The sequence below is a fragment of the Planotetraspora mira genome, from assembly GCF_016863275.1.
Classification (GTDB): domain Bacteria; phylum Actinomycetota; class Actinomycetes; order Streptosporangiales; family Streptosporangiaceae; genus Planotetraspora; species Planotetraspora mira.
In genome coordinates, this window is the sequence record NZ_BOOO01000034.1 from 199,511 (window position 1) to 220,383 (window position 20,873).

Annotated in this window: 19 protein-coding genes; 7 read left to right on the top strand and 12 right to left on the bottom strand. The window is 68.8% G+C overall.

Translation table 11 applies throughout. The features are described from left to right. Positions 1 to 149: 149 nt before the first annotated feature. The 6 genes from Pmi06nite_RS28870 to Pmi06nite_RS28895 all read right to left on the bottom strand — a co-directional run bounded on the left by Pmi06nite_RS28870 (position 150) and on the right by Pmi06nite_RS28895 (position 8,423). Complete coding sequence (locus Pmi06nite_RS28870; RefSeq protein WP_203956287.1) at positions 150 to 1,523, bottom strand: GH1 family beta-glucosidase; 1,374 nt, start codon at positions 1,521 to 1,523, stop codon at positions 150 to 152. Between the two features lie 67 nt (positions 1,524 to 1,590). After that, positions 1,591 to 2,430 carry a carbohydrate ABC transporter permease gene (locus Pmi06nite_RS28875; protein ID WP_203956288.1) on the bottom strand — a complete coding sequence of 280 codons (840 nt, stop codon included), beginning with the start codon at positions 2,428 to 2,430 and terminating at the stop codon, positions 1,591 to 1,593. Further along, complete coding sequence (locus tag Pmi06nite_RS28880; RefSeq protein ID WP_239114266.1) at positions 2,423 to 3,328, bottom strand: carbohydrate ABC transporter permease; 906 nt, start codon at positions 3,326 to 3,328, stop codon at positions 2,423 to 2,425. The genes Pmi06nite_RS28875 and Pmi06nite_RS28880 overlap by 8 nt, the downstream gene beginning before the upstream one ends. 200 nt (positions 3,329 to 3,528) lie before the next feature. Beyond that, a complete protein-coding gene (locus Pmi06nite_RS28885) occupies positions 3,529 to 4,839 on the bottom strand; it encodes an ABC transporter substrate-binding protein (RefSeq protein WP_203956290.1) in 1,311 nt (436 codons plus the stop codon). A gap of 971 nt (positions 4,840 to 5,810) precedes the next feature. Continuing rightward, complete coding sequence (locus Pmi06nite_RS28890; protein ID WP_203956291.1) at positions 5,811 to 7,103, bottom strand: ROK family transcriptional regulator; 1,293 nt, start codon at positions 7,101 to 7,103, stop codon at positions 5,811 to 5,813. A 402-nt stretch (positions 7,104 to 7,505) separates the two neighbouring features. Continuing rightward, entirely contained in the window at positions 7,506 to 8,423 is a 918-nt protein-coding gene (locus tag Pmi06nite_RS28895) for an NADP-dependent oxidoreductase (RefSeq protein WP_203956292.1), read from the bottom strand. Positions 8,424 to 8,546: 123 nt separating this feature from the next. Between Pmi06nite_RS28895 and Pmi06nite_RS28900 the strand changes: the two genes are divergently transcribed. After that, positions 8,547 to 8,990: a winged helix-turn-helix transcriptional regulator gene (locus Pmi06nite_RS28900; RefSeq protein WP_203956293.1), complete on the top strand. Its 444-nt coding sequence runs from the start codon at positions 8,547 to 8,549 to the stop codon at positions 8,988 to 8,990. A 116-nt stretch (positions 8,991 to 9,106) separates the two neighbouring features. Here the strand turns inward: Pmi06nite_RS28900 and Pmi06nite_RS28905 are convergent, their stop codons facing one another. Beyond that, positions 9,107 to 10,000: an ester cyclase gene (locus tag Pmi06nite_RS28905; protein ID WP_203956294.1), complete on the bottom strand. Its 894-nt coding sequence runs from the start codon at positions 9,998 to 10,000 to the stop codon at positions 9,107 to 9,109. Positions 10,001 to 10,202: 202 nt separating this feature from the next. Between Pmi06nite_RS28905 and Pmi06nite_RS28910 the strand changes: the two genes are divergently transcribed. Together Pmi06nite_RS28910 and Pmi06nite_RS28915 are read left to right on the top strand one after the other, a co-directional pair. After that, positions 10,203 to 10,547: a YciI family protein gene (locus Pmi06nite_RS28910; RefSeq protein WP_203956295.1), complete on the top strand. Its 345-nt coding sequence runs from the start codon at positions 10,203 to 10,205 to the stop codon at positions 10,545 to 10,547. After that, entirely contained in the window at positions 10,537 to 11,757 is a 1,221-nt protein-coding gene (locus tag Pmi06nite_RS28915) for an RNA polymerase sigma factor (RefSeq protein ID WP_203956296.1), read from the top strand. The genes Pmi06nite_RS28910 and Pmi06nite_RS28915 overlap by 11 nt, the downstream gene beginning before the upstream one ends. A gap of 18 nt (positions 11,758 to 11,775) precedes the next feature. Here Pmi06nite_RS28915 and Pmi06nite_RS28920 read toward each other — a convergent pair whose 3' ends face one another. Together Pmi06nite_RS28920 and Pmi06nite_RS28925 are read right to left on the bottom strand one after the other, a co-directional pair. Then, positions 11,776 to 12,234: a pyridoxamine 5'-phosphate oxidase family protein gene (locus tag Pmi06nite_RS28920; protein WP_203956297.1), complete on the bottom strand. Its 459-nt coding sequence runs from the start codon at positions 12,232 to 12,234 to the stop codon at positions 11,776 to 11,778. Between the two features lie 52 nt (positions 12,235 to 12,286). Beyond that, positions 12,287 to 12,955 (bottom strand): DUF899 domain-containing protein, encoded by a 669-nt coding sequence (locus tag Pmi06nite_RS28925; RefSeq protein ID WP_203956298.1) that lies wholly within the window; start codon positions 12,953 to 12,955, stop codon positions 12,287 to 12,289. 95 nt (positions 12,956 to 13,050) lie between these two features. Between Pmi06nite_RS28925 and Pmi06nite_RS28930 the strand changes: the two genes are divergently transcribed. The 3 genes from Pmi06nite_RS28930 (at position 13,051) to rph (ending at position 17,183) form a co-directional block, all read left to right on the top strand. Next, positions 13,051 to 13,512: a winged helix-turn-helix transcriptional regulator gene (locus tag Pmi06nite_RS28930; RefSeq protein ID WP_203956299.1), complete on the top strand. Its 462-nt coding sequence runs from the start codon at positions 13,051 to 13,053 to the stop codon at positions 13,510 to 13,512. 79 nt (positions 13,513 to 13,591) lie between these two features. Next, positions 13,592 to 14,233, top strand: coding sequence for a GNAT family N-acetyltransferase (locus Pmi06nite_RS28935; protein WP_203956300.1), 642 nt, complete (start codon positions 13,592 to 13,594; stop codon positions 14,231 to 14,233). Positions 14,234 to 14,585: 352 nt separating this feature from the next. After that, positions 14,586 to 17,183: a rifamycin-inactivating phosphotransferase gene (rph, locus tag Pmi06nite_RS28940; protein ID WP_203956301.1), complete on the top strand. Its 2,598-nt coding sequence runs from the start codon at positions 14,586 to 14,588 to the stop codon at positions 17,181 to 17,183. Between the two features lie 103 nt (positions 17,184 to 17,286). Here rph and Pmi06nite_RS28945 read toward each other — a convergent pair whose 3' ends face one another. Continuing rightward, a complete protein-coding gene (locus Pmi06nite_RS28945) occupies positions 17,287 to 17,856 on the bottom strand; it encodes a TetR/AcrR family transcriptional regulator (protein WP_239114267.1) in 570 nt (189 codons plus the stop codon). 101 nt (positions 17,857 to 17,957) lie between these two features. On the opposite strand from Pmi06nite_RS28945, the gene Pmi06nite_RS28950 reads away from it, so the two are divergent. Next, a complete protein-coding gene (locus tag Pmi06nite_RS28950; protein WP_203956302.1) occupies positions 17,958 to 18,920 on the top strand; it encodes a zinc-dependent alcohol dehydrogenase family protein in 963 nt (320 codons plus the stop codon). 120 nt (positions 18,921 to 19,040) lie between these two features. Here Pmi06nite_RS28950 and Pmi06nite_RS28955 read toward each other — a convergent pair whose 3' ends face one another. After that, positions 19,041 to 19,964 (bottom strand): aminoglycoside phosphotransferase family protein, encoded by a 924-nt coding sequence (locus Pmi06nite_RS28955; protein WP_203956303.1) that lies wholly within the window; start codon positions 19,962 to 19,964, stop codon positions 19,041 to 19,043. Further along, entirely contained in the window at positions 19,961 to 20,851 is an 891-nt protein-coding gene (locus Pmi06nite_RS28960) for an AraC family transcriptional regulator (RefSeq protein ID WP_203956304.1), read from the bottom strand. The genes Pmi06nite_RS28955 and Pmi06nite_RS28960 overlap by 4 nt, the downstream gene beginning before the upstream one ends. Positions 20,852 to 20,873: the final 22 nt, after the last annotated feature.

A 20,873-nucleotide genomic window follows, 5' to 3' on the forward strand; every position in this document is an offset into this window, starting at 1 on the left:
CTCACAGATCTCGAGCCGTCCGTGGAGGTAAGCCGGGTTTTTCCGCGGCGCGCCAGACGAGGGCCGCCATCAGCGCCCGAGACCGGGAAACGCCCGTAGTCCGCCAGGGCATGCCGACCTGACGGACTACGGAAGCGACCTGGCGGGGCTCAGCCCTCCTGCAGATCCTTACCGGCGCGGATCAGCTCGGCGTAGCGGTGGCCGCTGGCCTTGATGGTCCTGACCTGGGTGTCGTAGTCGACGTGGACCAGGCCGAACCGCTTCGCGTAGCCGTACGCCCACTCGAAGTTGTCCATGAGCGACCACGCGAAGTACCCGGCCAGAGGCGCGCCCTGACGGACGGCGCGGGCACAGGCGGCGAGGTGGTCCTCAAGGTAGGCGGCCCGCTCGGGGTCCTCGACGGTCCCATCGCCGGTGACCTTGTCGTCCCAGGCCGAGCCGTTCTCGGTGACGTAGATCCGCTCGGCGCCGTACTCGCGGGTCAGGCGCAGCAGCAGCTGCTCCAGTCCGTCAGCGTTCACCTCCCAGCCCATGGCGGTGGTCGCCGCCCCCGGCACCGGCACCTGCCGCGCGTACGGCGCGGGCCCCTGGGGGTCGTCGGCCACGATCTGCCGGAAGTAGTAGTTCAGCCCCAGGTAGTCGAGCGGCTGGGCGATCGTCTCCAGGTCACCGTCCTGAATCGGCAGGTCGACGCCGTAGACCTTGACCATGTCCTCGGGGTAGCCCCTGCCGAGGATCGGGTCGAGCCACCAGCGGTTGACGTGTCCGTCCATGCGGAGGGCGGCGGCGCGGTCGGCGTCGCTGTCCGTGGCGGGCTCGATCGGGCTGAGGTTGTTGACGATGCCGACGGAGGGCGACTTCTTGGCGACGGCACGGATGGCCTGCGTGGCCAGCCCGTGGCCCAGGTGCAGGTGGTACGACGTGCGCACGGCCGCCTCGAGGTCCTTCAGGCCCGGCGCCATCGCGCCCTCGAGGTGGCCGATCCACGAGCTGCACAGCGGCTCGTTCAGCGTGGTCCAGTCGGTGACGCGGTCGCCGAGCGCCTCGGCCACGGCGGTGGCGTAGTCGGCGAAGCGGTAGGCGGTGTCCCGCCGCGGCCAACCGCCCTCGTCCTGGAGCGCCTGCGGCAGGTCCCAGTGGTAGAGCGTCACGAACGGCCGGATTCCGGCCTCGAGCAGCGCGTCGACGAGCCGGTCGTAGAAGGCCAGCCCCTTCGCGTTGACCGCCCCGGAGCCCGTGGGCACGACCCGCGGCCAGGCGATCGACAGCCGGTAGGCGTCCACGCCGAGCTGCTTGATCAGGCCGACGTCCTCCTGCCAGCGGTGGTAATGATCACAGGCCACGTCACCCGTGTCGCCCCCGTCGGTCGCGCCGGGAACCCGGCTGAAGGTGTCCCAGATGGACGGAAGTCGGCCGTCCTCGTCGACGGCGCCCTCGATCTGGTAGGCCGAGGTGGCCACACCCCAGACGAAGTCCCTTCCGAAGGCCGTGAGATCCGGGCCCTCGCCCCCGTGCGACTTCATGTGTTGTTCTCCCTCGTTGTGCGGTGAGTGGTGCGCCGATGGATCGTGTCGTGCGGATCGGAACGGGTCACTTGACCGCGCCCGCGGTGAGCCCCTGCACGAGATAACGCTGGAGGAGCAGGAACCCGGCCACCACCGGGATGCTGACGACCAGCGAGGCCGCCATGATCTGGTTCCAGTAGACGTTGTTCTGCGTGGCGTATCCCTGCAGGCCGACGGCGAGCGTCCGGCTCGCCTCGTCGGTCATGACCGAGGCGAACAGCACCTCACCCCACGCGCTCATGAACGCGTAGATGAGGACGGCGATGATGCCGGGGGTCGCGGCGGGGATGACGACGCGGATCAGCGCGCCGATCGGCCCGCTGCCGTCGACCTTGGCGGCCTCGTCGAGCGCGACAGGGATGGAGTCGAAGTAGCCGACCAGCATCCAGATCGAGAACGGCAGCGAGAACGTCAGGTACGTGATGATCAGGCCGGTGCGGCTCGCGTACAGGTCGACGCCGATCGCGCTGCCGAGGTTCACGTAGATCAAGAAGAGCGGCAGCAGGAACAGGATGCCGGGGAACATCTGGGTCGACAGAACCGTGATGGAGAAGGCCCTGCGCCCGGCGAACCGGAAGCGGCTGACGGCGTAGGCCGCGAAGATCGCGACCACCACCGAGACCACCGACGCGATGGTCGACACGATGAGGCTGTTGACGAAGTAGTGCGCGAGGGGCACCGTCGACCACATGTCGTGAAAGGCGCTGAAGGTGATCGTCGTGGGGATCCAGTGGAAGTCCCCCTGGACGTCCTTCAACGGCTTGATCGACGACGTGATCATCACGTAGATCGGCGTCACCGTGAACAGGCCGAGCAGGCCGAGCCCGATGATGCGCACCCACTTCAGCCATTTGGGGTCACGCATCGCTCCTCCTCCGCGAAGTGATCAGCAGGTAGATCGCCGTGACAAGCAGCAGGAACAGCAGGAGCAGCACGGACATGGCCGAGCCGGTTCCGAAATTCCAGGTGACGAAAGAGCTCTGGTAGATGTGAATCGAGATCAGGTCGGCCTCTTGGGGCGCCGTTTTCCCGAACAGCACGTACGGCGTGTTGAAGTCGTTGAAGGTCCACAGGAACAGGACCAGGACCAGCACCTGGTTGACCGGACGCAGCATGGGAAGCGTGACCGAGCGCAGCTGCCGCATCCATCCCGCGCCGTCGATCGCCGACGCCTCGTACAGATCCCGGGGGATGTTCTGCAGGCCCGCCATCAACACCAGGAAGGCGAACGGCCACCAGCGCCACAGCGACACCACGACGATCGAGGCGAAGCTGTTCTGCCCGATGAGCCAGAACGGCTTGTCGCCGAACAGGTGCAGCTGGTCCACCAGCACGTGGTTGACGAGCCCCGAGTCACGCTGCAGCAGGAAGCTCCAGGTGATCACGCCGGCGTAGACGGGCAGCGCGTACGGCACGAGGAACAACGCCCGCAGGACGCCCCGCCCGCGGAACTCCCCCTGCATCAGCACGGCTCCGGCCATCCCGAAGAACCAGGACAGCGCGACCGTGATCAGGGTGAACGCGACCGTCACGAGGAACGAGTGGAGCAGCGCGCGGCCGACGGGGGCGTTGAAGTCCACCGCCAGGTGGTAGTTCGACCACCCCGCGGAGGGGGCCGCCGACCAGTTCCGAATGTAGAGCTGGGTGAGCTTGATGAAGCTCATGCCGATCCCGATCAGCATCGGAATCAGGTGGACGAGCAGCTCCAGCAGGAGGGCGGGCAGGATCAGCAGGTACGGCAGGCCGAGACGGCGCAGCCTCACCGGTAGCCGGGGGATGATCCGGCCTTTCCTGCCGCCGGATGGTGGCGGAGGCCTCCCCGGGTCTCCGGATCCCCGTCCCCCGCCGGGCCGGGACGTGGCGGACACGACCATTGACGTCCTTCCGATCTTCGATCTTCGTGGTCGGGCACGTGGTGCCGGGCGGTCGTCGTGCACCGCCCGGCACCCCGGGGCAGGTCGGTTCAGCCGGCCATCTGCTGGTTGGCCTCGGTGAGCTTGGCCTTCACGGACTCGTCAGTGATCGGCTTGCCGCTGGCGGCGTCCGCGAACAGCTGGTTCATCGCGTTGCCGACCAAGGTCTCGAACTGGCTCTCATTGGCGACCTGGGGCAGCGGAGCGGCCGTGTTGGCGAGGATCTGCTGGTACGTCTTGATCTCCGGCGTCTGGAACGCCGGGTCGTCGTAGGCGTCGGTGACCGTCGGCAGCGAGCCGTAAGCCTTGTTGAGGTCCTGCTGCGTCTGCTTGCTGGTCATGAACTTCACGAACTTCAGCGCGCCGTCCTTGTTGGCGGCGCTGTCGAAGACGGAGATGTTGATGCCGCCGACCATGCTGTCGACCTGCTTGCCGCCCGAGGAGGGGTCGGGCAGCGGGATCGGCGCGACGCCGTAGTCGTCGGGGGTCATGCCGCCCGTCTTCAGCGTGCCGCTGGCCGACTGCCACATCACCATCGCGGCCTTGCCGCCGATGAAGTCCTGAAGCGCCTCGGTGCCGTTGGAGTACGCGGCGTCGCTCGGGTTGGTGATCTTGTCCGTTGCGATGAAGTCCAGGTACTGCTTGACGGCGGCCACGTTCGCCGGCGAGTCGAACTGCGACTTGCCCGAGCTGTCGAACAGGTCACCGCCGTGCTGCTGACCGAGCGTGAAGATCATGTGGGCGTTCTCGCTGACGCTGGCGCCCTCGACGGCCAGGCCCCACTTGCCGTCCTTGGTGAGCTTCTTGCCGTCGGCGACCAGCTCGTCCCAGGTCTTCGGCGGGTCGGCGATGCCGGCGTCCTTGAACATGTGCTTGTTGTAGTAGAGGGCGTACGCCGTGCTGTAGAGGGGCGCGCCCACCGGGGGCTGCCCGGGGGCGCCCGTCGCCGCGAGGCTCGGGCCGAGGAAGCGCGCCTTGCCGCCGAGGGCGTTCAACTGGGTGTCGTCGAGCGGAACGAACGCGCCGGTCGCCTGCAACGAGGCCGACCAGGTGTTGCCGATGTTGACGACGTCGGGGCCCTTGCCGGAGGTGGCGGCCGCCAGGATGCGGTTGAGCAGGTCGGACCAGGGGACGACCTCGAGGTTCACCTTGATGCCGGTCTCCTTGGTGAACCGGTCGAGCTCCGGCTGGAGGATCTGCTTGTCGCTCTCCAGGCTCGTGCCCTGGTTGGACGCCCAGTAGGTGATCGAAGCCGGCGCGGCGGCGGACCCACTAGTGGACGAGTCGCTGCTGCCGCAGGCCGCGGCGGCGAGCATGAGAGCGCCTGCGACGGCGAAGACGTACGGCTTGCGTGTGAGCACGGGTTGTTCCTCACTAATTCCGGAAGGGACCGCTTCGCCCTCCCAGGCGGCGCGGGTCGGGGGATTCGATCAGCGATGGCTGATCAGAGGGGTGGACAAGTTCATTGCGTGCCGGACCGGCAGGCCACTGGACGGCCCACGGACCACGCGGCCACGGACAGGCGGGCCGACCAGGTCACGGACCGGTGGGACCCATGAGACGGGAGCACGACTACTGGGGGGCACCTGCCGCCGACCACGGTGGCTGGAGCTCGGCCGCGTACAAGCTTCCTATTTAAGAAGCTATGGTGTCAATTGTCACGATTGCATCATTAATGTCCGTTGTGAATTGACCTGTCGGCGGCGACGATCCTCCGCGTCCATGCGGCAGGACTCGATCCAGCTTCGGCCCATCAGGCCGACCTGGGACTCGCTCAGCCTGGCCGCCCCGGGCATTCGGGCCAGGCGTTGCGTCCGCTGGAGCCTCGGCCGTGGGCGGCCGGCGCCGTGGGAGACGGGACGGCAACGGCGATCATCGGCTTGTTGTGTCTCACTGGAGTCTTTCTTGGTATGGCGAGGCGTCCTCGGTGTGAGTGCGCCAAAACGGGCGCAGGAACGCCGACGAGCGGGTGTCTCGTCTGTGGCGTCCCCGGTACCGCGAAGGGTCCGTGTCTATCCGCGGGTCCCGGTGCCCGACTGTCTCGGTCGTGTTGTGAGCTACTGGAGGGGCGTTACCGCAATGTTACGAAGGGGTATTTATTAAAGGTTTTTCGATACCATAGCCCCACGTAGATCGGGGCGTCAACGGTCGAAATGGCGAACGGCCAGGGGGCTGTCAGGACGGCCTGGCCAACATTCCCCGCGGACGGCGGCCGCGTCATACGAGTCCGCCCGTAAGCCGGGGCCGGGAGGGACATCCCGCACTCGCGGGATCAGACGCGTACGGCAGGCATCACAAGCCGAGGCGCGTCAGCGGAGGGTGGACCGGGGGACTACCGGGCGTCGGCGGCGCGAAGGGTCGTTCCCGGCCAGCGCTCGCTGTGAGGCGACCCGAACAGGCGACCCTCGACCTCGTTGAGCGCGCGGCGGACTCCGCCGATGACGGTCGCCCTGGTGCCGAGGGCCGACAGTGCCAGCCGCGGCGGCGGGGTGGCGAGCCCGCGGTAGAGCTCCAGCGTCTGCTCTTCGATCGGTGGCATGAGCCGGTCGGCGGCCTCGGCCGAAAGTCCGCAGATGACGACCAACTCCGGGTCGAGCAGCGTGGCCAGCATCGCGATAGGACGCGCGACGATCGCGCCCACCTGGTCGGCGATTCTTCGGGCGGCGGGGTCGCCGGCGTCGAGTGAGGTGAACACCATCGCGTCCGTCACCTGCTCGGGATCGCCGTGCGCGAGGTCGAACAGCGCCCCCGTCTCCGCCGGGGACGGACCCGCACCGGAGGCGTCGCGCGCGTCGCGGACCGCCTCGGCTCCGAGTTGGGCCACCTTGCGCGCCACCCCTCCGGCGGGACCCATTCCGGACAGCAGGTCGACGGACGTCATCTCGCCGGCCAGGCCCTTGCTGCCCCGCACGAGGCGGCCGTTGACGATGAGCCCGGCCCCGAAGCCGTTCTCGCACACGTCGAGGAGCACGGCGTTGTCGTGGTGGTGGGCGGCGCCCTGCCACTGCTCGCCGATCATCGCCAGGTTGGCGTCGTTCTCGGCGACCACCGGCCACGGGAGGGTTTCTTCGAGCTCGGTGATCACGTCCCGGGTGCCCGCCCGATACTGGGCGGCGGTCGAAGGGGCGTACTCGCGAGACTGGACGGGCGCGGGGATGCTCACGCAGACCTGCCACACCAAGCCAGGATCGATACCGGCGAGTTCGACGAGGTCGTGGGCGATCGACGGCCCGTGGACGGCTGCCTGTGATCGCAGGCTCGGGTCGGCGGCTATGTCGCGCGACAGTTCGCCGCAGATCCCGCCGGTCAGGTCGGCGACGGCCCCCGTGACCCGGCTCTCCCGGATGTCGAGCGCGAGGACGAAACCGGCGCGGGGGTTGATCTGATAGCGGCGGGCGGGGCGGCCCGGCTGCGCGTCCTGGACGAGATCGGTGATCACTTCGGCGACGAGGCCCTGGGCGATGAGCCAGTCGCACGTCGTGTGGACGGTCGGGCGTGACAGGCCGGTGGCCGTCATGAGATCCCCGGCAGTGCAGGACTCCCGCGTACGCATGGCCTCGTAGATCGCGGCGGCGTTGATCCAGCGGATCTGCGCCGCCGACGGAGTGCTCATGCGCCTGGACACCGTGTTCCCTCCTTGCTCCGGCCTGGCGGCAGGGCGTGTGAGTGCGTGGGCGCACGCGGTCAAGTTGCCAACGACCCAAACAGATCCCCGGGCTCTGACTACTACAACTTCGGCAGAGCCGATAGATCACTGTGAGCCCAAGCTGCCGAAGCCGCTGTACGCGGCCCTGGTCGGATCGAAGCCTTGCGCTCGAGTTCTCGCATTGATCGCAAAGGATGCCTTTGTGATGATAGTTGATAGGGGTTCGGTCGAGCCCAAGGCTGAATGCGGCCGTTGACCGCAGGGTGGGCCGTCAGCGACCTCGGCCCATTGGCCGCCGACGACGCCACAGCGCCCTGGGGATGCTCACCCCGGTCGGGTCGATTGGCATGACCGGTCGATTGTCGAGCTGGAAGCCGCCGGTCAGGGCTGGAGCACGTAGCGACCGCGGACCCCGCTCTTCGCCACGGCCCGGTGGGCGTCGGCGACCTGGTCCAGCGGCACGACCGTGTGCACTCGGGCCGGCAGTTCGCCGGACGCGGTGCGGGCGAGCAGGTCGCCCAATCGCGGGCCGTCGGGGTGCGTCACCACGGTGGCTACGGTGATCCCGCGCTCCGCGGCCGGCACGGCGTTCGGCCGGACGCCGACGAACGCCCCGCCGTCGCGGACCAGGGCGAGACCCCGCTCCTGCAGTGCGGCGCCGTCGGCAACCGCGTCCCAGCCCGACTCGGCTCGCGTGGTGAAGCCGGCGCCGAGGCTGCGGACGAACTCCTCGTCCTCGGCTCGGGCCAGGCCGGTCACCCGCCAGCCGCGGTCCTGCGCGAGCGCGGAGACGTACCCTCCGACCGCGCCGGCCGCCCCGGTCACCAGCAGTCGGTCACCGCCGGTGGGCGCGTCGCCGAGCAGGTCGACGATCTGCGCCGCAGCCAGCCCGTTGAGCGGCACCGTCGACGCCGCGACCAGGTCGAGCCCGTCGGGCACGACGGCGAGGTCGGCGGCAGGCACGACGAGCTGCTCGGCGTAGGTGCCGAAGTCGCGGTCGAATCCGACCACCAGACCGGCGACCCGGGTACCGACGGCCAGGTCCCCGCCGCGGCCGGTGGCCACGACGATGCCGGCGAAGTCCCAACCCAGGCCGGTACGCTCCGGCTGATCGATCAGCCCCATGGCGTGGAAGAAGCCATCCGCGACCCCGAGGTCGACGGGGTTGACCGGCGCGGCGGCGATCTCGACCCGGACCTCGCCGGGCCCGGGCTCGGTGACCGGAACGTCAATGATCTCGATCGAGCCGGGTCCGCCCGGGGTGCGCACGACGGCGGTGCGGAAGGTGGACATGCTCATGGGTTCGCTCCTTGTGGGCTTGTGTTCGATGGTCATCCCACATCACTATTGAGGGGTAACTCTCCATGAGGAAGTACGCACCTCGGAGTGCGTAGGGCACCGCCCGGTAGGAAGGAGCAGTCGATGCCGACACTGACGGCAGCCCAGAAGCGGGCACAGGCGCAGGCGGACTACGACGCGTTCCTGGCACGCTGCCCCAGCCGCCAACTACTCGACCGGATCTCCGACAAGTGGGTGACGCTGGTCCTGGCGGCTCTCGGCAGCGACGGCCCGCACGCCTCCGGCGGCAACCGTGTCGGCGAGCCGCGAGCGATGCGCTACTCGGAGCTGGCCCGCCGGCTGGCCGGGGTCAGCCAGAAGATGCTCACCCAGACGCTGCGCTCCCTCGAGCGCGACGGCCTGGTCACCCGCACCGTGACGGCGACCGTGCCGGTCACCGTCACATACGAGCTGACCGGCCTGGGTCTCTCGCTCCACCACATGATGCGCGGCATCAAGGATTGGGCCGAGGCGCACATGGACGAGGTGCTCGCCAATCGCGAGGCGTACGACACCCGCGTCGCCTGAACGCTCAGCCAGCTGGTCGGCGACTTCCTGGCGCGTTGCGCGGATCGCAGACGGCGGACGCAGATGATCGCGTGCCCCGCCGTCCACGCCCGCACACCTGGAAGCCGACCCGAGTGTCAGGCCGGGATGGCGCCGAGTTGCTGCATCATGGCGACGCCGTCGAACTGCGTCCAGATGTCGGTCACGCGACCGTCCTTGAGGCGGTAGAAGTTCATGCCCTCGACCCTGATCGTCTGGCCGGCCGCGGGGATCCCCATGAACTCCAGCTGCTGAGAACCGGTCACGACCCACCGGGTGGCGACGGTGTCGCCGATGGCGACGATGTCCTGCAGGTCTTCCTTCAGGTCGGGGAAGATCGCCTTGAAGCCCGCGACCTTCTGCTTGAAACCGGTCAGCGTCGGCTCGTGGTCGGGTGCTGGATTGTGGTCGACCAGGCCCAGGTCGCAGAGCTCGTCGATCGTCGCTTGGTCGGCCGCGCGAAACGCGTGCTCGAAGCGCGTGATGATCTCGATGTTGTCGGACGAGGCCGGCCCCTCTCCATCCGTCGATGCTGACGGCTTCGCGTCCCATCGGCTGATCTCGCCGGCCGGGTAGGCGCCGAATGCGCCGGTCTCGGCGCCGGTCTTGAGGCTGGTGAGGTAGGCGCCCCAGTTGGTGCTGCATCCGCTCATGAATTCGCCGGCCCGTTGCCAGCCGGAGTGGGTGAACAGAAGTGTGGTGCCGCCCTGGCCGGCGGGTCGGAGGGAGAAGGTGATCCGGGTGTCGATCCAGGTGTCGGGTCCGTCGGTGACCCGCCACACCACTTCGTCCGGGGTGTCGGTCAGGACCCGCATGACGGCGGCGGGCCGCCCGGCGTCGCCGAAGTAGACACTGAAGCCGGAGCCGATGGTGTGTTCACCGGTGAGCGGCCGCCCGGTCCACCAGCGGGCGATGCCGTCGGTGTCGGCGATGAGGTCGTGTACCCGCTGCGGCGGGGCGTCGATGCTGATGCGGTGCAAGATGTCAGGCATTGTGGGTCCCTTCGGTCAGGCGGCGACGAGACGTCGGCCCGGGCTGCCGCCCCCTCTCTTGGGGGGATCTGCAGCACTGACGAACGGCCACGCGCCAGACGGACACCGCCGCTGGGAGAAATCGGCCGGCGGTTGCTGTCCGTCCACGGCGACGCTGTTCGTCTGATACTTGACGCGGCATCGACCCGTGACAGGAGGACTCATGCAGTACGCGTTGTTGGCCTACGCCTCGGCGGAGGAATCGGACCGGGCGACGCGCCCGATTCCGGGTGCCCTTGCAGCACAGCTCGACCGGCCGCACGTCACCGGCTGGGCACGGCTACACGCTGACGAGTCGGCGACGACGCTGCACAACGAGGAAGGACAGATGCTGCTGACCGACGGACCGTTCATCGACAGCAAGGAGTACCTCGCCGGCCTGTTCCTGATCGAGGCCGACAACCTCGACGGGGCACTCGCCATCGCCGGGGAAATGCTCCAGGAGACCAGGCCCGGCACCGCGATCGAGGTGCGGCCCATCATCGACGGACGCTTCCGTGGCGCTTGACGCCGTCTTCCGCGACCAGTGGGGCCGTGTGCTGGCCACACTGGTCGGGATCCTCGGCGACATCGAACTCGCCGAGGAGGCGGCCGCCGAGGCGTTCGCCATCGCCGCCGAACGCTGGCCACGCGACGGGGAACCGGCCAACCCCACCGGCTGGCTGATCACGACCGCACGCAACCGCGCCATCGACCAGCTGCGCCGCCGGCAGGTCCTGGCCGACAAGACGAAGCTGCTCGCCCGTGACATCGAGACCGGGCCACAGCCCCCGGAGGCACTCATGGATGACGCCGCCACCATCCCGGACGAGCGGCTGGAGCTGATCTTCACCTGCTGTCATCCGGCGCTCGCCCTCGAGGCGCAGGTGGCGCTCACCCTGCGGACCCTCGGCGGCCTGTCCACCGACGAGATCGCGCTGGCGTTCCTCGTCCCGTTCGAGACCATGAGCAAGCGACTGACCAGGGCCAAACACAAGATCCGTGACGCGGGCATCCCGTTCGCCGTGCCGCCCGATCACCAACTGCCCGACCGGCTGGCGGCCGTCCTCGCCGTGGTCTACCTGATCTTCAACCAGGGCTGGGGCGGCGGCCGCGTCGACCTCGCCGCAGAAGCGATCCACCTCGGCCGGGCGCTCGCCGACCTGATGCCGGACGAGCCTGAGGTGCTCGCGTTGCTGGCGCTGATGCTGCTGCACGACGCGCGCAAAGCGGCCCGCCTGCGCGACGGGCGGATCGTCCCCCTCGACGACCAGGATCGTGCCCTGTGGGACGAGCGGCAGATCGACGAGGGCCGGGCGCTGCTGCGGCGGGCCATGGCACGAAGGTCCACCGGGCCCTATTTGGTCCAAGCGGCCATCGCCGACCTGCACCTGCACCAGCCCCGTGACTGGCGGCAGATCGCCGTGCTGTACCAGACCCTCGCCAGGCAGACCCGCTCTTCGATCGTCGAGATGAACCGGGCCGTCGCCGTGGCCGAGATCGACGGGCCCGAAGCCGGCCTGGCCATCCTGGACCGTCTCGACCTCGACCACTACCGATACTTCCATTCCACCCGCGCCGAACTCCTGCGTCGCGCCGGCCGCGACGGCGAGGCGCACGACGCGTACCGCCGGGCGCTCGACCTCGCGCAGACCGAGCCCGAACAGCGTTTCCTTCAAGAGCGGCTGGCCGAGACCACGCCCTCCGTCCCACGAGGGCCCGACCGCACCACCACATGATCGGCGTCGCCACAGTGCTCAGCCGGAGCGCGCGTCGTCCGCGAAGTCGAAGCTCAGCCACCGGTCGGGACGCGCGGTGAACAGCACGAAGGTGCCGGCCGGGTCGGAGGTCTCGGCCTCGGCGAAGGCGCGGGCGAGGTCCGGTGGTAGGTAGCGGGAGGTGATGGCCGTCACTTCCTCGACCGAGGGCGTCCCGTCCTCCTCCACCACCGTGCACTCGACCGTGACGTATTTGTAGGGGAACTCGGTCTGTTGCACGCAGAAGCTCAGGGTCCCCGACCGCTGGAGCAGCCGGGTCTTGCGTGCGACCCGGCCTTGAGTGCCGGTGAAGAAAGTCAGGTTTCCGCCGGGCGTGTAGGTGTACCAGACGGGCACGGTGAGCGGGGGACGGCCGTCGTCCGCGGCGACGCTGAGGACGCCGACGTGCGGTAGGGCGAGGAAGTGCTCGCGCTCGGGGGCGGTGAGGGTGCGTGCCATGGCTGCCTCCTGGGCAAGCGGTCAGGGATCGCGGTTCGAGGGCGGGAGGGAGTCACGGCCGCGGCGGTGTGGGGTATTCGTCGCGCGGCCGGAGCCAGCTCATCGTCGGGTCCTGCGGCCAGCCCTCGGGGGAGTCCTCCCACTCTTCCTGACGTCCATAAGGCGTGAGGTCGAGCAGGTTGAAGTCGAGTCGGAGCCGATCGACCCCGCGACCGCTGGTGTAGTAGGTGCGGAAGACCTCCGCGCCGTCGCGTAGCAGCACGCTCAGCCCGAAACCGTTGCCGAGCCCGAGGTCGTCGTAGAAGTCGTCGCCGGCCGAGTACCAGGGCACGGTCCAGCCCGTCCGCCGCCGTAGGACGTCGATCTCGTCCTGTGGCGCGCGGGACATCATGATCAGCCGGGTGTGACGGGCGTTGAGGTGAGACTGGTCGGCGATGTTGTCGGTGAAGGTGGCGCAGCCGGTGCACAGCCAGTCCTGCCCCGGGGCCAGCATGAAGTGGTAGATCACCAGCTGGCGGTGCCCCTCGAACAGGCCGGGCAGATCGACCGTCGAGCGGTCCGGCGCGGTCATGCGGTAGCCGTCGGCGAGGCGGACCATCGGCAGCCTGCGCCGTTCCGCGGCCAGCGCGTCCAGTGCTCGGGTCTGCTCCTTCTCCTTGACCAGCAGCGCCTCGCGCGCGGCCTGCCATTCCTGTGTCGACACGACAGGGGGACGGTTCACGCGAGCTCCTTGTGCGTCTCTTAAGGGAACTTACGACGGCCAACGCTAGCAGAGGTCCGTCTCCTCAAGGAACCCTCTCGGTTATCATCGAGCTCATGCAGCGAACCCGGTTCGGCGACATGGCCTGCTCGATTGCGCGCACACTGGACGTGATCGGCGAGCCATGGTCGCCGCTGATTCTGCGCAACGTCATGGTGGGGATCGGCCGCTTCGACCACCTCCAGCAGAGCCTCGGCATCTCCCGGAAGGTGCTGACCGAGCGGCTCAGATGGCTCGTGGACAACGACGTGCTGGAACGGCGGCAGTATTCGGAGCGGCCGCCCCGGTACGAGTACGCGCTCACCGTCAAAGGGACCGAGTTGTGTGACCTGCTGATGGTGATGGTGCGGTGGGGCGACCGCTGGACGGCAGGCGAGGCCGGGCCGCCGGTGCTGTACCGGCACCATGCCTGCGGGGAGATCGGCCACGTCGAGCTGCATTGTTCCGTGTGCGACCGTCCCATGGACGTCACCGGCATCGACATCCTGCCTGGTCCGGGAGCTGCCATCACCACCTGACTCGTCTCCGCGAGGTGCTTTGGGGCCGGCTCAGCAAACAAGTGGCGCGGCGGGGGTCTTGATCGTCAGGATCGAGTCCATGCTTGCAAATCTGTGGCCCCAATACGGCCTCACCATCTTCACGCCCCGACTCGAGCTTCGCCTGCCCCGTGAAGAGGAACTGGCGGAGCTTGCTCACCTCGCCGGTAGGGGCGTGCACCGCGCGGGCGAGCGTCCGTTCCTGACACCGTGGACCGACGGCAGCCCCGAGGATCGGGCCCGGTTCGTGCTGCAGGAACACTGGGGCAAGCTTGGAGGCTGGAGCGTGGAAGCATGGCGGCTCGGACTCGGGGTCTTCCGCGGTGGAGACCCGCTCGGCGTGGTCACGCTTCGAGCGCGTGACTTCCCGGTTGTTCGGGAGGTCACGACATCCGCGTGGCTGGGAATCGAACACCAGGGCAAGGGCTACGGAACCGAGGCTCGGGTCGGCCTGCTGACGCTGGCCTTCGACCACCTCGACGCACGTGCCGCACTCACCGAGGTGTTCCAGGACAACCATGCCTCTCAGGGCGTGTCCCGCAAGCTCGGCTATGAGTACGACGGCATCTCAGTTGATGCCCGCGGCGACGAGGCTGTCGTATCCGACCGCCTACGGCTTACCCGGGAGAGGTGGATTCAGGAGAAGCGGCCCGCCGTGAGGGTCGACGGGACGGCTGCCTGTCGGCCGCTGTTCGGCCTCTGACGGCATCCGCTCATGCCGCGGAGGGGATCGTGCCCGATCCCGCCTCGATCCTTGCGCGGCGGCGTGGCCGTCGTCGGCGGGTCAGCTCGCCGGACGACAAAAGCAAAGGCAAGGAGATCTCGCTCCTTGCCACTTCCAACGTATAGCGCACAGGGGGGCTTGCGGCAAGACCCGGGTCGTGCCGCAGAATCGGCGGCCGGACACAGCGCCGACGAGGAAGTGGGGGGCACGACGTGGGTGTGTTGTCGATGTACGGGGGAGGCGGCAGCCTCAAACCGACACAGCTCGACGCGCCGGTGATTCGATCGGCCGGCGCAGTGCAACGGAGCACGGCTGCCTCGGAGGTGTCGCAATGATCGAGCAGTACGTGTTGGATCTTCAAGAGGTCGACGAGACGCAGGTCGCGGTCGTTGGCGGCAAAGCCGCGCACCTGGGCGGACTGTCGCGGATCGAAGGCATCCGCGTGCCGGCCGGGTTCTGCGTGACGACGGACGCCTTCCGGCGGATCATGGCGGAAGCGCCGTCGATCGACGAACGGCTCGACCGGCTGTCGCGCCTGAACCCGGATGACCGGGAGGCGATCCGCACGCTCAGCGCGGAGATCCGCCGGACCATCGAAGGGATCGCCATCCCGGGCGATCTGGCGGCGGCGATCACCCGCGCGCTCGCCCAGCTCGGCGAGCAAGCCGCTTATGCCGTGCGATCCAGCGCGACGGCAGAGGACATGCCGACGGCCTCCTTCGCGGGCCAGCAGGACACGTACCTGAACGTCGTGGGGCCGGCGGCCGTCCTCCAGCACGTCAGCCGGTGCTGCGCGTCGCTGTTCACCGAGCGGGCCGTGACCTACCGGCTGCGGAACGGCTTCGACCACCGGAAGGTCCACATGGCCGTGGTCGTGCAGCAGATGGTCTTCCCGGATGCGGCCGGCATCCTGTTCACGGCCGACCCCGTCACGGGCAACCGGAAGGTCGCCACCGTGGAGGCCGGCTTCGGCCTCGGCGAAGCCCTGGTCTCCGGCCTGGTGAACCCGGACGTCTTCAAGGTGCGCGACGGCGAAATCGTCGCCAAGACGGTCGCCGCCAAACAGCGTGCCGTCCACGCCCTGCCGGCGGGCGGGACGCGGGAAGTGGCGATCGACCCGCAGCGGCAGGAGCAGCCGGCGCTGACGGATGCGCAGGTCGTGCGGCTCGTGCAGCTCGGGCGGCGGATCGAAGCGCATTTCGGCCGCCCGCAGGACATCGAATGGTGCCTGGTCGGCGATGACTTCCAGATCGTGCAGAGCCGGCCGATCACCACGCTGTTCCCCATCCCCGCGGCCCGCGACCGGGAGAACCACATCTACCTCTCCGTCGGTCATCAGCAGATGATGACCGACCCCATGAAGCCACTGGGGCTCTCCATGTGGCAGCTAACGGCCATGGCGCCGATGCACGAGGCCGGGGGGAGGCTGTTCGTCGACGCCACCCGGCGCCTGGCCTCGCCCGCGAGCCGCGCCGGCTTCCTGGAGATGGTGGGGAGATCCGATCCGCTGACCAGAGACGCGCTGGAGACCGTCCTCGACCACCACGACTTCGTCCCGGCGCTCCCGGAGACCGACCCCGCCGGGCCGCCGGCCGGGGGCGCGTCCGCCCCGATCGAGACCGATCCGGCCATCGTCACCGAGCTGATCGAGCGCAGCCAGGCCTCCATCGCCGCCCTGCGGCGCGACATCGGGACGAAGACCGGACCGGCGCTGTTCGACTTCCTGCTGGAGGCATTCCAGGAGCACAAGCGAGTCCTCGGTGATCCGCTGAACATGCAGGCGATCATGGCGGGGATGGAGGCCACCTGGTGGCTCAATGACCGGCTGCAGGAATGGCTGGGCGAGAAGAACGCGGCCGACACCCTCACGCTGTCCGCCCCCGGCAACGTCACGTCGGAGATGGGACTGGCGCTGCTCGACGTCGCCGACGTCATCCGCCCGAATCCGGAGGTGGTGGCGTTCCTGCGGGGCGTCGAGGACGACGGCTTCCTGGACGAGCTGCCGAAGTTCGCGGGCGGGACCGAATCGCGCGACGCCATCGAGGCCTACCTCGACCTGTACGGCATGCGCTGCGTCGGCGAGATCGACATCACGAGGCCGCGTTGGCGCGAACGCCCCACCACGCTCGTGCCCGTGATCCTCGACAACGTCAGGAACTTCGAGCCGGGCGCCGCCGAGCGGCGCTTCGAGCAAGGACGGCAGGAGGCGCGGAAGAAGGCGCAGGAGGTGCTCGAACGCCTGCGGGCACTGCCGGACGGGGAGCAGAAGGCCGACGAGACCAAGCGGATGATCGACCGGGTCCGGACCTTCATCGGCTACCGGGAGTACCCGAAGTACGGCATCATCAGCCGCTACTTCGTCTACAAGCAGGCCTTGCTCGAAGAGGCCGAGCGCCTCGTGCAGGCCGACGTGCTCCCCGAGAAGGAGGACGTCTTCTACCTCACGTTCCAGGAGCTCCACGACGTCGTACGCACCAACCAGGTGGATGACAAGCTGATCCAGCAGCGCAAGGACGCGTTCCGGTCGTACCAAGCGCTCACGCCGCCCCGGGTGCTCACATCTGACGGGGAGGCCGTCGCCGGGGCGTACCGACGCGACGACGTGCCGACCGGCGCCCTGGTCGGCCTACCGGTCTCCGCCGGGACCATCGAAGGGCGCGCCCGCGTCATCCTGGACATGGCCCAGGCTGATCTCGAACCGGGTGACATCCTCGTCACTGCCCACACGGACCCGAGCTGGACGCCCCTCTTCGTCGCCATCGCAGGCCTGGTGACGGAGGTCGGGGGATTGATGACACACGGCGCAGTGATCGCACGGGAGTACGGCCTGCCGGCCGTCGTCAGTGTGGTGGACGCCACCCGGCTGATTCCCGACGGGCAGCGGATCCGCGTGCACGGAAGCGACGGGTACGTCGAGATTCTGCCTTGACCGACCACTCACCGAGAAGGCCCGTCCTCCTTGCCGAGCACGGATTCTCCAAGCGGAACTGACCTGCTCGGATGCATCCGGTTCTGCCGCGATCCATCGCGGATCAAGCTTGAAACGCCCGAATCGCGAGCGCGGCGAAGCGGCGGGAGGCGGCAACCCGGGCGTTCGTCGATGTGGCGTGCAGGCCGCCGTTGGCCATCAGCATGAGGATGAGGTCGTCCAGGACGAAGTCGGGCCGCAGGTGGCCGGTGTCCTTGGCACGGCGCGCGAGCTCGGCGAGCGAGGTGAGTGCGTGTTCGCGTCCCGCGGCGAGATCCACGGCGTGGGGGAAGGCTGAGGTGAACGCCGTGGTGAAGCCCCGGTTTCGTGCGTGCAGCTCACAGAGCTTCTCGATCACGAGGCACAGGCCGTGCCACGGATCCGGGTCGGCGAGCCCCTCCTCGACGATGGTGTTGCATGCATGCATCTGCTCGGTGAAGGCCTCGGTGGCCAGCGCCTGCTTGGTGGGGAAGCGGCGGTACAGGGTGGCGGGGCCGACCCCGGCACGCCGGGCTATCTCGCGCATCGGCACGTCCATGCCTTCGGTGGCGAACAGTGCCCGAGCCGCGTCGAGGATGCGCTCGCGGTTGTCCAGCGCGTCCGAACGCAGTGTCTGAGGCAAATCGTCGATCACTCTCTCACTTTAGCTAAACGGACGCCGGCGTCCGTTAGCGTCCCATGCAACTAGAGGCCGCCTGGCTGCGGCTTTGATCGAGCTCACGAAGAGGGACGACAGTGAAGGCAGTCGCGATCGAGGAGTTCGGGGGTCCCGAGGGGCTGGCGGTCATCGACATCCCTGAACCGGCTCCTGCTCAGGGACAGGTGTTGATCGCCAGTGAGGCGATCGCCGTCGGAGGTGTCGACGTCATGGTCCGAAGTGGTGCTCTCGCGGCCTACGGCTTCCGGGAAGGTCATGTCCCAGGCGGCGAGGTGGCGGGGACGGTGACCGCGGTGGGCGATGGCGTCGACCCCGCATGGGTGGGTCAGCGCGTGTGGGCGTTCACCGGTACGGGCGGCGGCTACGCCGAGCAGGCGATCGCGCCGATCGGAGAGGTCGTGCCCCTCCCGGAGAGCCTTTCCGCTGTCGACGCCGTGACGCTCGGGAGCTCCGGGGTGGTGGCCCATTTCGGTCTCTCCCACGCTCATTTCTCTTCGGGCGAGACCGTGCTGGTGCGCGGCGCGGCCGGCAGCATCGGGATCATGACGGTCCAGCTCGCGGCTCGCCGCGGTGCCGGCGCCGTGGCAGTCACCACCTCCTCCCCTGAGCGTGGCCGTCGACTGCGCGACCTCGGTGCGACCCACGTGCTGGACCGCTCGGGGGCAGGAGGGCCGGACGATCCGCCGGGCTACGACGTCATCATCGACGTCGTAGCAGGTGAAGACATGCCTTCGTTCTTCGACAGGCTCACCCCTAACGGTCGACTCGTGGTTGTCGGCGCGGTCGGTGGCCAGCCGCCGGCAGACTTCGGCACGAGGTTGATGACGGCATTCCAGAAGTCGATGTCCTTTGCCGCCTTCAGCGCCGCGACGGTGGCGGAGTCCGCTCGACGTGCGGTGAGGATGGAGCAGTTCGCCGCCGCGGGTCGTGGCGAGCTCCAGACGGTGGTGCACGAGGTGCTGCCGCTGGAGCACGCCGTGCTGGCACACCAGAAGATGGACGCCGGCGAGGTCTTCGGGAGGATCGTCCTGACCCCGTAGTCACCTGATCACGACAGATGACGATTCGGCTCGCGCGGCACGTCAGGCAGGCAGACCCCAGCATGCCGAGCATGGTGGGGTCCGGCGCGAAGGTATTCGAGCGGGTGGAGAGCCGATCGATCAGCGATGGGCCGTTGCGATGAGGCGCCGCAGCGCCGCCTGGGCGGGCGGGCCCCACGTGGCCTTGCCGCCTCGGCGGCCGCGGACGCCGGCTTCCCCGATGAGGATGCCGCCGAGGGCGCGGCGTACCGCCCATCCGCGGGCGCGGCGCAGGGTCGCGGCGTCCGGGGCCGGCTGGTAGGCGTCATGAAAGCGGTCGGCGGCGCCGTCCGGCAGCAGGCTCCAGGCGGCGGCGAGGTCGCCGGCCGGATCGCCCGCGAAGAGGTCGCCGAAGTCGATCACGCCGCAGATGGTGCCGTCCGCGGTGAGGACGTTGGCCGGATGCAGGTCGCCGTGGAGCCATAGCGCCGGGCCGGCCCAGTCGGGCGCGGCGACGGCGTCGTCCCAGACCGCGCGGACGGCGTCCGGGTCGGGGATCAACCCCATCTCGGTGGCCGAGGCGAGCCCCTTGACGAACCCCTCGGAGTAGTCGGCCAGCGGCCCTCCGCGGTCCCGGCCGGCGGGCGCCTGATCGGGGGCGGGTTGGTGCAAAGCCGTCAGGAAGGCGGCCAGGACGTCGGCCGCCTCCGCAGCGCGTGTGACGGGGGAGCGGTCGGCAGGCTCCCCCGGCACCCACGTGGTGACGATCCAGGGTCGTGGAAACAGAGCGGAGGGCTCGCCGAGGCGCTGCGGGACCGGAACCGGCAGAGGAAGGCGCGGGGCGAGGACGGGCAGCCAGGTGTGCTCTTTGCGCAGCAGAGCGTCCGCGGACTGCGTCGCCCAGGGCAACCGGACGGCGAGGTCGTCACCGAGCCGCCATAGCTGGTTGTCCCAGCCACGTGCGCCGAGCCGTACAGGACGATCGGCCAGGTCGGGGTGCTGATCGTGCAGCAGATCCCGCACCAACTCCGCGCTGATCTCGATGTCGGTGTGTGGGGGAGTCACGGCGTCGGGGTGGTGTGGTGGAGTCGGGCGGCGTCGTGACTGGGCGGGGTGCCGTACTGGCGGCGGTATTCGCGACTGAACTGGGAGGGGCTGTCGTATCCCACGCGGTGGGCGATGGCGGTGATGTCGCGGGGGTGCGTTGCGAGCAGGAGCCGGGCTTGCTGGAGGCGGATCTGCTTTTGGAACTGGATGGGGCTCAGCGCGGTGACGGTCTGAAATTGACGGTAGAACGCTGAGGGGCTCATGCCGATCAGCCGGGCCAGGTCCTCGACGCGGAAGGGTTCGGTGTAGTGGTCGCGGATCCAGCGGGCGGCTCGGGTGATGTGGCTCAGGTTGCTGTCGGCGAGGCCGAGTTGGCGGACGGCGCCGCCTTGTTCTCCGGTGATCAGCCGCCAGAGGATCTCGCGTTTGACCATCGGCGCCAGTACCGCCTGGTCGCGTGGCCATTCCAGCAGGCGCACAAGGCGGATCAGAGCGTCGAGTAGGCCTGCTGTCATGTCGGCGACGGCGATGCCCGGTAGTGCTCCCGATCGGGAGCGGGGGAGGTCGCCGGGGCCGGCGTGCAGGAGAAGATCGGCGATCTCGGACGGTTCCAGAACGAGCGCCATTCCCAGCGCCGGGTGCTGCGGGCTGACGTCGACGAAGTGGCCGGTGACCGGCAGGTCGACCGACGCGACCAGGTAGGTGCCGGGTCGGTACTCATGTACTCGGTCGCCCACCATCAGCTGTTTGGCGCCTTGAGTGAGGACCGCCAGCACCGTGCCGGACATCGTCGGTGACGGCGGGCCCGGCCGTTCGGCCTTCGCGATGTGCAGGCCGTCGATCGCGGTGGTCTCATCGGGCCGGACATGACGGGCCAGCAGGGTACGAAGCTCATCGAATCCCATGCCTTGATTCCATCACAGCAAC